10 protein-coding genes and 2 pseudogenes are annotated in these 11,712 nt (G+C 43.6%); 7 read left to right on the forward strand and 5 right to left on the reverse strand.

Annotation, left to right across the window (positions count from 1 at the left end):
* Positions 1-193: 193 nt before the first annotated feature.
* From NSQ68_RS14460 to NSQ68_RS14470, 3 genes and pseudogenes are all read right to left on the reverse strand, one after another.
* Positions 194-1,243 (reverse strand): fibronectin type III domain-containing protein, encoded by a 1,050-nt coding sequence (locus NSQ68_RS14460; RefSeq protein ID WP_342426347.1) that lies wholly within the window; start codon positions 1,241-1,243, stop codon positions 194-196.
* Positions 1,244-1,413: 170 nt separating this feature from the next.
* A pseudogene (locus NSQ68_RS14465) lies at positions 1,414-1,698 on the reverse strand (NucA/NucB deoxyribonuclease domain-containing protein); the annotation flags it as partial.
* Positions 1,599-1,832 carry a hypothetical protein gene (locus NSQ68_RS14470; protein ID WP_342426348.1) on the reverse strand — a complete coding sequence of 78 codons (234 nt, stop codon included), beginning with the start codon at positions 1,830-1,832 and terminating at the stop codon, positions 1,599-1,601. The pseudogene NSQ68_RS14465 and the gene NSQ68_RS14470, both read right to left, overlap by 100 nt.
* A 241-nt stretch (positions 1,833-2,073) precedes the next feature.
* On the opposite strand from NSQ68_RS14470, the gene NSQ68_RS14475 reads away from it, so the two are divergent.
* Together NSQ68_RS14475 and NSQ68_RS14480 are read left to right on the forward strand one after the other, a co-directional pair.
* The gene (locus NSQ68_RS14475) at positions 2,074-2,274 is read left to right on the forward strand and encodes a hypothetical protein (protein WP_342426349.1); all 201 of its coding nucleotides are present in this window, start codon (positions 2,074-2,076) and stop codon (positions 2,272-2,274) included.
* Positions 2,275-2,673: 399 nt separating this feature from the next.
* Positions 2,674-2,952, forward strand: a pseudogene (locus NSQ68_RS14480) (hypothetical protein); the annotation flags it as partial.
* A gap of 191 nt (positions 2,953-3,143) precedes the next feature.
* On the opposite strand, the gene NSQ68_RS14485 reads toward NSQ68_RS14480, so the two are convergent.
* Both NSQ68_RS14485 and NSQ68_RS14490 read right to left on the reverse strand, forming a co-directional pair.
* Positions 3,144-3,563 (reverse strand): hypothetical protein, encoded by a 420-nt coding sequence (locus tag NSQ68_RS14485; RefSeq protein ID WP_250245255.1) that lies wholly within the window; start codon positions 3,561-3,563, stop codon positions 3,144-3,146.
* Positions 3,564-4,016: 453 nt separating this feature from the next.
* On the reverse strand, positions 4,017-5,435 hold the full coding sequence (locus NSQ68_RS14490) for a transcriptional regulator (protein ID WP_307345970.1): 1,419 nt from the start codon (positions 5,433-5,435) through the stop codon (positions 4,017-4,019).
* 314 nt (positions 5,436-5,749) lie between these two features.
* Here NSQ68_RS14490 and NSQ68_RS14495 point away from each other — a divergent pair, with 314 nt between their 5' ends.
* The 5 genes from NSQ68_RS14495 to NSQ68_RS14515 all read left to right on the forward strand — a co-directional run bounded on the left by NSQ68_RS14495 (position 5,750) and on the right by NSQ68_RS14515 (position 11,677).
* On the forward strand, positions 5,750-6,175 hold the full coding sequence (locus NSQ68_RS14495; RefSeq protein ID WP_342426350.1) for a MaoC family dehydratase: 426 nt from the start codon (positions 5,750-5,752) through the stop codon (positions 6,173-6,175).
* Between the two features lie 660 nt (positions 6,176-6,835).
* A complete protein-coding gene (locus NSQ68_RS14500) occupies positions 6,836-7,201 on the forward strand; it encodes a DUF2294 domain-containing protein (protein WP_342426351.1) in 366 nt (121 codons plus the stop codon).
* Between the two features lie 128 nt (positions 7,202-7,329).
* A complete protein-coding gene (fdhF, locus tag NSQ68_RS14505; protein WP_342426352.1) occupies positions 7,330-9,492 on the forward strand; it encodes a formate dehydrogenase subunit alpha in 2,163 nt (720 codons plus the stop codon).
* Positions 9,489-10,139 (forward strand): 4Fe-4S dicluster domain-containing protein, encoded by a 651-nt coding sequence (locus NSQ68_RS14510; RefSeq protein ID WP_342426353.1) that lies wholly within the window; start codon positions 9,489-9,491, stop codon positions 10,137-10,139. The genes fdhF and NSQ68_RS14510 overlap by 4 nt, the downstream gene beginning before the upstream one ends.
* A gap of 32 nt (positions 10,140-10,171) precedes the next feature.
* A complete protein-coding gene (locus tag NSQ68_RS14515; RefSeq protein ID WP_342426354.1) occupies positions 10,172-11,677 on the forward strand; it encodes a [FeFe] hydrogenase, group A in 1,506 nt (501 codons plus the stop codon).
* Positions 11,678-11,712: the final 35 nt, after the last annotated feature.

An 11,712-nucleotide genomic window follows, 5' to 3' on the forward strand; every position in this document is an offset into this window, starting at 1 on the left:
CAAGACAGCAGCTACCGATGACCAAACTCTTCCAGTGATTCCCGCGTAGTCTCTTTTCATTTCCCCCACACGTAACGCCTCCTTTATTTTAGGGTACTATACTCCATAGGCTATGCGAGGTCTTGGTTAAAGGAAGGGCTTCTTAACAAAAAAAAGCTCCACCAACCCATTAAGGTCAGCTGAGCTTTTTGATTTATTTAGTGTATTCACTTACTTCAAACGTGAGGATACGATCATACAGCATATAATCCTTTCGGCTGCTGAATGGACCTTTGTTGTTGTCGTGCTTATTGATTGCGTATGAAGCTGATCCAGAACCAGCCTGTTTGTCTTCGTACCATGCAATAAAGTCATTGACCTCTTTCATACTCAAATCGAATTCTTTTTCCACCCCTGTTGTCATAGTGACCACCAATATTGCACGATCTCCATTAGTTGGCTCTGGAGCAGGTTGACCGCCTTCTCCCTGTGGTGTTGCTGAAGCTTCATTGGAGTATTCAGAATCAACGCCATTAACTTTAGCATTGACCACAAAGTAATATTTTGTTCCGTTGGTCAGGCCGGGAATAATGAAGTTGCCGTATGCATCTTTTGTAGCTGTTGCAGTTTCGGTGAACTTATCTGATTCTGTTCCGTATTTTACAGTATAACTTTCTGCATTTTCAATTTGATCCCATTTTAGAGTAACCTGACCATCTCCAGGTATTGCCTCTAGGTTTGTAACTTTTATTTCGTCAGCTGTTCCAAGTGTTAATTCAGATATAGCAACCCAAGAAGACCCACCATTAATTTCAATTTTCAACCCTGAATAACTTCCTTTAGTTACTACTATAGGATCAGTAATAGTCGGCTTATCATAAACATGTTTACTCACATTCGGGCTTATTGCTTTCCAAGTTCCGTCCTGCTTTCCGTAAATAGTAAAGGAATGATTTGATTCAGGTGTTGAATACGCTGCAATTTGAATGTAATTAAAACTAACATTCTCTGGAAAATCCATTTGAAAAGTACCTGAATATCCCGCTGAAAGCCAACGTGTATTTAAATCTCTGTCAATTGCTTTTTCTGGTGAAAAATTCATATAGGTGTTTGAGCCTGTTACTGTTGTACCCGATGGCGGTGTTGTCCCTTTCATACCCTCAACAGTATTTAAACTGCTTTCATTAGCAGCCATAGCCACAGGCATCGCTAATAAAAACAGTAAGACACAAAATAAAGATGTTTTCACAAAAATTCTATTCATTATAATCCCCCTAGTAATCTACTGAACAGATACTAAGGTAATATATTCCTAGAAATGTGTCTAAACATAAACTTGCTGATTTATAAATACAATCCAAATATTTGCATATTTATTTTTTATTAGGTATAAAAAAGACTCTACCGGCCAAACAACTGTAGAATCCCTCGTCTTTATTTCACTATGAATCTTACCTTTGTGCCATCAACGTATTTATCTGATTGATTACTTCCCCATCATCCTGCTCAACGGTTATCACTAGGGGTTATGTATCAGATATCAGCACCTGCACCGCCTTCAGCGCACATTGCCATTGGCCATTTATCGCGGTCATATCCTTTTTTAGTCGGAACACCTTTTAAAGACTCTTTCCTATTTTCCTCCGCTTCATCCCTATCAGTTGTACATACAGCAGAGTGTCCGGCTGCAATGGCATCCCTAATATGTGCTCCGGTTTCAACCTTTGGAACTCCAGCGTATACCCATCTGCCGCTTGTTGACTGATTGCTGTCAGTTCAGCATAGACACCTTGTACGGAAAAAATAGCTGCCAGCAAGAGTACGATTAATCCTTTTACGATTCCTTTTATCATATGACACCTCCATAGTATCTAAATCTTCTCTATACTAATTGGAGAATCATGTCGAAGTATCGCATATGTTGTCATAATAAAATAAAGGTGCTACCAGATACTAATAAGTTGATTCTTGTGCTCTTTGAAAATTTAAATACATTATTAAACTTATATTTGAATATATAGACATTAATGTTTGAACATCCCTTATTAGCTTTTGTATGATTACTGAGCAAATAAACAAAAAGGGGATTTATACATGAAAAGAAAGCTCAATCTAATTTTATGCTTCACTTTACTTATTACCATTTTCCTCCCATTGTCATCAGTGAGTGCCTATACTGGAGGTTATGCCAACGGAAAAAATGTAGTTACAATGATATCTGACAAATATTTTATAGATAGACCTCACGCAAGCAAAACAAGTACAACGCTTATTACAGATAACAATGAAAAATAAACTATTTATTTCCTACAGTTAGGATGATTATGATTGACTTAGGTACAAATAGGACAATTGATTCGTATAAGCTTAAAAGTGATTCTAAAAATTTAAGGATCATTTTTTATGATCAAGACACAGGTTGGATAGACAGTTTAGAAACCAACGTAGGTAATGGGAGAACTGACGAAGCTTCCAAAGGGAAAAAAAGTGGATCGTGTTAGATTTATCACTCTTTATTCACTTAGTGCTGAAAATTTAAATATAAGTGAACTCGACTTTTTCTACAGTCAAGACACAATACCAGCACCGGAACCTTCTCCAACACCAGACCCCAAACCGACAGAACCCACACCTGAACCAACACCTGATCCCAAGCCAATACCGACGCCAAATCCAACACCAAACCCTAATTCATCAGAACCTACTGATCCAGCAGAACCAGCACAACCAACTGGTGATCGTGCTATTCTAACTGTAACCATGGATAATGGGTTTGATAAAGAATTCGATCTGAGTAAAAAAGAATTGAATGCTTTCACCGCTTGGTATGACGCAAAGGATACTGGTAGAGGTCCTTCTTTCTTTGCCATTGATAAGCACAATAACAACAAAGGACCATTCAGCAACCGTAAAGACTACGTAATTTTCAACAAAATCCTTACGTTTGAAGTAAGTGAGTATTCAACTAAATAATAAACAACAAAGGACTCCATACTGGTTACATACCAGCGGAGCCCTTTTTCACATCCACTCTAAATTCAAACTGACCAATGAAAAAAAGTTCTCCCGAACAATTAAGGGGATTTCACTTGTTGGCATGAACAAACGCATAATTAACCCTCCTCACCAAACGGCTAGAAGGACAGTTGTATAGCTAGGATAACTTAGAGATTTCCAGGCTGTGAATCAGCTACTCCCCATGTTTCCCCATTAACTTTATAGTCGCTGCCTCTCCACTGAAGTATGTAGTCTCCAGAACGCAAACCGTCGCTGAAACCTTGGTCAGTAGATTTCCAAGTCACTGTATCGTGAGGAGCGATTACTAATCCTTCAATATATAGTTTGTTTGAACCGCTGTGAGTTAAACTTACCTTTACTGGATGATCAGAGTGATTCTTCATACGAAGTTTAACATGACCCCATCCTTTAGGGACACTAAAGGATTCTTTTACAGTTGCGCTTCCCCCCGATCTTTGATTAATTATGGTGTTTTTGCTATTTATACTTGGTGAAGCTGAAGCAGCACCTACCGTAGTTGCTATAGCTAAAGATAAAATCGAGAACAGAAATATTCTTTTCTTCATTCTTTTCCTCTCCTATTTTTTGTTATGGTCTACCTTTAAGGCTACCGACTACAATTTGGTAGGTTCTTTAAGATCTACTCTAAATTCAAACTGCTTACGAAAGAAATACGACTCGTTATCTTAACTGCATCAGGCGAAAACTTTTCGACTGCTCCGCCGTAGTCAACGACCGTTATCAACTCATCGCTCAACGGCTGTACTACATATACTCTTACCTGGCCTAACGTATCTGCAAAAAGTTCTATATCCGACTTTGACACTTTAAATGTATGGTTCATGCTGATCACATCAAGATAGTTATTCGGTGAATTGTGTGTAATTCCTGAACCAAAAAAACTCTGCTAACCTTGTGGTCGGCAGAGCTTTCTTTTGCTTTAGAATCCCCCAATTTGTACAAGGGTCTGAATAAGCTGATCATGATTGTGAGCGGGTACGATTATGAAAACCAAAAAGCTACTCGCAACGATTAACCATTCCATTTTTTTCAACATTACTTAACCACACCTTTTCAATTAGATTGGAGAACTCTGTTTTGATTTCAGGAGTCGCATGGACTTGAAAACGCATAAACAGACCAATACAATTTATAAAGTTTGTTTCATTAGTTATTATATATGACTTTGCCATTGCATACATCAAGTATTTAAAGCCATCACTGTATTTCACCCGATGTAAATAATAATGAGCCATTTCGTAAGCAAACCATGCGAAATAGTCTGGTATTACTTGTTGGGTATATATATCAGATGATGTTGGGAGTTGAGCAAAAGAATTAATATTCGTTTCAAAACGTGAAAGGACATCATCCACATCTATTTCATATCGATTAGCCGCTATCATTACGTTCAACAGCTTTGAGAGTTTCTCATTTTCGTTAGCGGTTGATGTTGCCGATATATATTCGACATAATCTGGCAGCACGCTAACATCTCCAGACAGGAGCTTATTTACGTACGTGTTACCTTCTGCCCACTGACTGAACAAGTTTACCCAGTGTCGAGTATCTTCGTCAGTCTCTTTGACCCAATCTAAATTCGCATAGGCGTATGTATATTGTAGAGCTTGTTGATAATCGCCTTGGGCTTCACAAACACTAGCACACAACAAATCGGCGTAAGCAATGTATCCAAATAACGGCCCTCTGGTTTCCTTTACATGCTCGCTGTTCTTTCGATTCTTCTGCTGATGCTTTATGGAATATTGTACTTCCGCTTTCCCTCTCATCTGCCCTGCCATTTCCTCAACCTTATCCCATTTACGCAAAGACCTGTACACGTTCGCCAAATCCTTCAATGCGTCAAGTTGGTCCATTTCATCCAGACGCTCGACATAAGGCTCAAATAGTATAGCTGCCTTGAGGTTGCGGCTTTGGTCGTCACCAACCTGAATCGTGAACATTCGATACTGACAGATCGCCAAACGTTCGGAGTGCTGGTACTTCTCCACTTCTGCTACGTTCTCATAGAGTATCAGTGCCGCACCATATCGTCCCTGTGCTAATAATGTTTCTGCAATATCAAATAGTTTAGGCGAATAGAGTAGGTTGTCCATAATGGTTCCCACCACTCGACGGATCGCATCCAGCTTGTCCAATTCCGCACAACGATACAAAAATGGCTCTATTCGTCTCATATTCGGGGGAGTGTCGATGATGTAGTTTTCTATAAATAGGTCGTAAAAGTAGCCTTCTGGTAAGCCCATAGCCTCGGTAATGCGATCTATCTGGTTAACAGACATAGATTTATTGCCTGACACTATGCTACTTATTATCCCCCTATTCATGCCTGCAATATGCCCGAACTCCATCATGCTCAAACCTTCTTGTTTTAGGTATTGTTCCAATTCCGCTCTAATCGTGGGTGTAATTTCCATAGATAAACCACCCTCCATACAGAAGTACCAAAATTTATATATTATTGCATTCTATTGTTGTCCATAATTTAACAGTTGTCAATAATTTTTATTTATTTGCATCGAATGTCGAAGTTATAAAATAAGTAGTCCAAAGAGTATCTTAAATTAGTTTTGTTGCTATAACGCTACGAATTTTAAAGGGACATATTGTACGCTACATATAAAGTTGTAGACGGACAATACGTCATTAAGCTGACGGACAGTTTAACTTGATTGGTGATATATGCTACTCTAATATAAATAAGCAAATAATTTAATCAAGAGGTGTAATAATGCGGTTTCATGAATTTTATATCGGACAAGTATTTAAAACCAAGTCTTTAAAATTAACTAAAGAGGACATTACCAGATTTGCAAGGGAGTTTGACCCGCAATATATGCACTTAGATGAAAAAAAAGCATTACAAGGCAGGTTTAATGGAATTATTGCTTCAGGAATTCAAACATTAGCTGTTTCTTTTAAGCTTTGGGTTGAAACAGGCAGTTACGGTGATGAGGTTATTGCTGGAACTGCTATGAATAATATTAAATTTATTAAACCAGTATATCCAGGCGACGAATTGTACACCATTGTTGAAGTGATTGGAGTAAAAGAGATGAGGAATGGAACAGGACTCATTACTGTATTGCTGTCGACTTTCAACCACAAAGAGGAACAAGTTTTTGAAGGCGATTTATCTGTTCTGGTTAAACAGTAAAGTTTTATAAAATCAATTATTAAAGGGTTGAAGAGGTCCATGCATTCTAGCACGGACCTCTTCTCTTTATTTATACATGGCTTGACTTGCGGCTTTATGTTCAGCCACACGTTGCAGTAATTTCTTCAAGCCTTCATTTGGCGACCTTAAAGTTGCCCTTCTACAACTGAATTTCGCATAGATTCTACATCTTGAACCCGCACTTTACCACCATGATGAAAGCGATTGCAGAGTGCGCCAAATTGCTTTGCTGCCACTTTATTATGGGTCTCGACTTGACACGTACGATATCACCCATTTTGGATAACATATCTATATCTTCTGGTGTTCGACTAGCATTTCCGTCCAATGTAATAATAATAAATTCATCTACTGCTTTTGTATTGGAGCTGTACAAACAATGCGATAGAACGAGAAGCATCATACAAACCATAGAGGTAAAGCTGCTTCAAGAGGGGGCTAATCCATGTAAAATTTTGGTTCAGTGTAATGAATTTCACATCTTTCCGGGCCAACCTGTTCTACCATAGAAGGGTGATACGCCGTGCTGGGCAGACCACTTTGGTCGGGACGGTTACGTCTTGTTCTAAACCAGCTACACAGGCTGTCTGGCATGCGCGGCAAGTACGCCTTTATTTTGATTCGAAGCGGAGTGTCCAGATGTTGAATACCGAATTGGAATACCGTGAGCGCATCAGGAAGTTGGCCGTATGTATTGTCAAGCACTACCGGGGAAAAGGACCGGACAACGTCAAGGTTTCACTGGATTCGCCGCTCCGGATTACGGTAGAAATTCGAGGTACATTGTCTAATTTGTCCGAAATTCTCGTTCATGAAGGGGCTGAGGACAAGGTCAGAGAATATTGGGCCGTCCTTCGTCCCTATCTGGAAAAGGAGTTTATGAACGAAGCCGAAAAAACACTCGGTAGTCCCTTCACTTATACTTGGGAGGTCTGCCCCTCCGTCCATGGAGACGGACACATTATCATTACTCTAGAACTACAACACATACACCGGTTGGATTAGCGGGAAGGAGCCTTGTCTCCTCGCTCGCGGATAAGCCAGTACAGGATGCAGCGTAAAGCGGCATTTTTGTATTGGCTTTTTTTATGTTACGAGTTTCATCTATTTCATATAAAAGAGGTGCTGCACTTATGGCAGACAAGGTATTGACCGTATGTCCCTACTGCGGGAGCGGTTGTCAGCTTCATTTGCTGGTGGAAAAAGGACAGGTAATTGGCGCAGAGCCGGCTGGTGGTCGTACGAATGAAGGAACGCTGTGTCTGAAAGGACACTATGGATGGGATTTTTTGAATGACCCTCAAATTCTGACTGCACGCTTGCGCAAGCCCATGATTCGCAAAAATGGAGTTATGGAGGAAGTGGAGTGGAAGGAAGCCATTCAATATACTGCCGAACGGCTGTCAGCAATTAAGGAAAAATACGGACCCGACTCCATTATGGGAACGGGCTCCGCACGCGGTCCGGGAAATGAAGCCAATTATGTCATGCAAAAGTTCATGCGGGCGGTCATTGGCACGAACAATATTGACCATTGCGCTCGTGTATGCCATGGCCCTTCTGTGGCAGGTTTGACTTACTCGCTCGGAGATGGAGCTATGTCCAACTCTATTCCTGAAATTGAACATTCTGATCTCATTTTCGTATTTGGATATAATGCACCCGAAACACATCCGATCGTCGCAAGACGCATTGTAGCTGCCAAGCAAAGAGGCGCCAAAATTATTGTATGCGATCCGCGCATGACCGAAACAGCTCGTATTTCGAATATGTGGCTACCCTTAAAGGGCGGTTCAAACATGGCTTTGGTGAACGCTTTTGGTCATGTACTTGTGCATGAAGGACTGTACGACAAACGATATGTGGAAGCAAACACAGAAGGCTTTGCCGAATACGTAGACAGCATTAAAAAATATACTCCCGAATATGCGGAAGGCATTACGGGGGTCAAGGCGGCCGATATCCGGGCGGCTATGAGGGAATATGCAAAGGCCCCTACCGCTACCATTTTGTACGGAATGGGCGTATGTCAATTTTCACAGGCCGTTGATGTGGTAAAGGGGCTCGCTTCCCTTGCACTGTTGACGGGAAATCTGGGCAAGCCGAATGTCGGTATCGGACCAGTACGGGGACAAAACAATGTACAGGGTTCCTGCGACATGGGTGCTTTACCGAATGTGTATCCTGGCTATCAGGATGTAACAGACACCACGGTTCGCAAAAAGTTTGAAAAAGCATGGGGTGTTGAGCTGCCGCGTAAAAAAGGATATCCACTTACGGAGGTACCACACCTCATTCTGAAGGAGAACAAGCTGAAAGCTTATTACATTTTCGGCGAGGACCCTGTACAAAGTGATCCGAACGCCGCCGAGTTGCGTGAAGCCCTAGACCAATTGGAATTTGTCGTGGTCCAGGATATTTTCATGAACAAAACAGCGCTGCATGCCGATGTCATCCTCCCTTCTACTGCCTGGGGCGAGCATGACGGTGTATATTCTTCGGCAGATCGAGGCTTTCAGCGCATCCGCAAGGCCGTCGAGCCACAGGGTGATGTAAAGCCAGACTGGGCTATTATTAGCGAGGTTGCTACCGCCATGGGCTACCCTATGTCCTATGCAAACACAGAGGAAATTTGGGATGAAATGCGCAGCCTCAGCCCATTATTCTCCGGTGCCTGCTACCAAAAAATGGAGCAGCAAGGCGGCGTACAATGGCCCTGCCCTACTGAGGATCATCCAGGTACACCGTATTTGTATAAAGGAAATCAATTTTCGACACCTAGTGGCAAAGGCAGATTATTCGCCTGCGAATGGCGTCCGCCACAAGAACAACCGGATGCAAAATACCCGCTTGTCTTGTCTACAGTCCGTGAGGTAGGCCACTACTCCGTTCGTACCATGACTGGCAATTGCCGTGCGCTACGCCAGTTGTCTGATGAGCCTGGCTTTATTCAGATTAGCCCAGAAGACGGGGCAAATCTGAATATTCTGGATGGCGAAATTGTTGCCATATCCTCCCGCCGGGGACGCATCATGGCTCGGGCACAAATCAGTGACCGTGTGCAACAAGGTGCGACCTACATGACCTATCACTGGTGGGTTGGAGCATGCAACGAGCTGACCGCTGATTTTCTCGATCCGGTATCCAAAACCCCGGAATTAAAATACTGTGCCATCCGCCTGGAACGGATCGCCGACCAAGCTCAGGCCGAACGTGATGTACATGAATCGTACCAACAGATTCGCAAACAGATGAACGTCCAGGAAGCTGTTTTGGCTGATAAGGTGACGAGATGAGCGGCACAGGGAATATGATGCACCGTCCGACAGATACCCGGTCAGCTTCGATGAGTAGAATGGGAGCAGCCAGTAGAACAAGCGCTGTTGCTTCTTCTTTTGTAGTCGCAGACGCCGGGCAGTGCATCGGCTGCAAAGCCTGTGAACTGGCGTGCTTCGCCGTTCACAGTCAGGCTAACGGTATAGGAGCTTCGGTCGGAACCGTCAGCGTTCCTGTCGTACCCAAGGTGTATGTTGTTCGTACAGGGGATACGTATGTGCCGGTGCAATGCCGGCATTGTGAAAATGCCCCCTGCGCACATGCCTGTCCGGTGCAGGCCATTCGTCAGGAGGACGGCGTCGTCATGATAGATGAGGATCGATGTATCGGCTGTACTTCCTGTGTTTTGGCCTGCCCCTTCGGGGCAATTGAGGTGTCTCCGGTCTACCGGGCCGGACACCTTGTGACGCAGTCCGGCCTGACTCACCATGCAAATCGAGTGGCCCTTCCCCGCACCGCGGCAAGCAAATGCGATCTGTGCGTGGAAACAGAGAACGGACAGCCTGCATGTGTAGATGCCTGCCCGAATCATGTCCTACGGCTGGCCAAAGGTATATCCGACTCGCCTCCAGAGCCTCGGCGGGAAGTCTTTTTCCCACGCCTGTAAGGTCAAAATCAGCCGCAGAAAGGTAGAAAAACATGTCAACCACTATAGACAAGATCTCTTCACCTCCTTGTATGAAGACGACTGATTACACAGACCCTGTCATTCATATTGACCCGACGCTCTGCACGGGATGCAGACGCTGTGCTGAGGTTTGTCCAGTAGATGCCATAGAGGGACTGCCTGGAGAACCACAAACCGTTAATGCAGACCGATGTGTTATTTGCGGTCAATGTGTACAAATATGCAGCGTATACGCATCTGACTGGGCAGGTTCATCTCCACAGGAAAGCGCCGCTAGACGGCTGGAACGTATACAAGAACGCGATATGCCTGCCGACATCAGAGAGCCGCTATTCGCTGCCTATTATAGCTACAACTTGAATAAGGTAAGCGATATGATGACCAAACCTGGACAGTTTCGGATCGTCCAATGTGCTCCGGCCATTCGTGTTTCACTCGCGGAGGAATTCGGCATGCCGTTCGGCACCTTGACGCCTGGGAAAATGGCTGCTGCTTTGCGCCGCCTTGGTTTCGACCGGGTATATGACACCAACTTTGGAGCTGACGTGACCATCATGGAGGAAGGCACGGAATTGATACGTCGCGTGACCGAAGGCGGTCCCTTGCCTATGTTCACATCCTGCTGTCCAGCATGGGTCCGATTTGCCGAGATTGAATATCCCGATCTGCTAGACCATCTATCCAGCTGCAAATCTCCGATGCAAATGTTAGGAGCGCTTATCAAATCTTATGGCGCACAACTGGACGAGGTGGAACCTGCGAATATATACAGCGTTGCCATCATGCCATGTACTTGTAAACAATTTGAATGTGATCGTCCCGAAATGGAATCTGACGGTTACCGTGATGTAGATGAGGTACTGACCACGCGTGAACTTGCATACTGGATCAAGCAGAGCGGAATTGATTTTGCAAACCTGCCTGATGAAGAATTCGATTCACCGTTAGGGCAATATTCAGGTGCAGGCTCCATTTTCGGAGTCACTGGAGGAGTCATGGAAGCTGCCATCCGTACAGGTTACGAGCTGCTAACGAATGAAAAATTGCCGAAGCTCCAGCTCGATTTTGTACGTGGTGAGGAAGGCATTCGAGTAGCAGAGGTTCAGGTAGGCAAGCTGCAACTCAAGGTAGCGGTCGTCGCCGGACTACAGCATGCCTATCAGCTACTGGATCGTGTCCAGGCGGGCGAATGTGATTATCATTTTATTGAGGTGATGGGCTGCCCTGCCGGATGTATCAGTGGAGGGGGACAACCCAAGATCATGTTAGAAAAGCAACGAATTGACGCTTATCGGGCACGTAAATCCTCCATCTATGGACATGATGCTGCACACCAGGTACGAAAATCGCATGAGAACCCTCACATCATTAAACTTTATGATGAATTTCTAGGTGAGCCGCTGGGTCATGTGTCGCATCATCTACTGCACACGACCTTCCAACAACGGGGGCCCGGCAAGCAAAGCCGAAGTAGCACTATTTCTATCAATGGGGATACGGATTACTCCATTCATTAATACGTTAAGTTTTTTATGCTGTATACATTATATTT

Origin of the sequence: Paenibacillus sp. FSL L8-0158 (genome assembly GCF_038592965.1) — a bacterium.
Lineage (GTDB): Bacteria > Bacillota > Bacilli > Paenibacillales > Paenibacillaceae > Paenibacillus > Paenibacillus polymyxa_D.

Excerpts from the sequence above, each read along its gene's own strand:
- NSQ68_RS14460 (WP_342426347.1), bottom strand. The coding sequence starts at position 1,243 with ATGAATAGAATTTTTGTGAAAACATCTTTATTTTGTGTCTTACTGTTT.
- NSQ68_RS14485 (WP_250245255.1), bottom strand. The coding sequence starts at position 3,563 with ATGAAGAAAAGAATATTTCTGTTCTCGATTTTATCTTTAGCTATAGCA.
- NSQ68_RS14470 (WP_342426348.1), bottom strand. The coding sequence starts at position 1,832 with ATGATAAAAGGAATCGTAAAAGGATTAATCGTACTCTTGCTGGCAGCT.
- NSQ68_RS14510 (WP_342426353.1), top strand. The coding sequence starts at position 9,489 with ATGAGCGGCACAGGGAATATGATGCACCGTCCGACAGATACCCGGTCA.
- NSQ68_RS14490 (WP_307345970.1), bottom strand. The coding sequence starts at position 5,435 with ATGGAAATTACACCCACGATTAGAGCGGAATTGGAACAATACCTAAAA.
- NSQ68_RS14495 (WP_342426350.1), top strand. The coding sequence starts at position 5,750 with ATGCGGTTTCATGAATTTTATATCGGACAAGTATTTAAAACCAAGTCT.
- NSQ68_RS14515 (WP_342426354.1), top strand. The coding sequence starts at position 10,172 with ATGTCAACCACTATAGACAAGATCTCTTCACCTCCTTGTATGAAGACG.
- NSQ68_RS14500 (WP_342426351.1), top strand. The coding sequence starts at position 6,836 with ATGTTGAATACCGAATTGGAATACCGTGAGCGCATCAGGAAGTTGGCC.
- NSQ68_RS14475 (WP_342426349.1), top strand. The coding sequence starts at position 2,074 with ATGAAAAGAAAGCTCAATCTAATTTTATGCTTCACTTTACTTATTACC.
- fdhF (WP_342426352.1), top strand. The coding sequence starts at position 7,330 with ATGGCAGACAAGGTATTGACCGTATGTCCCTACTGCGGGAGCGGTTGT.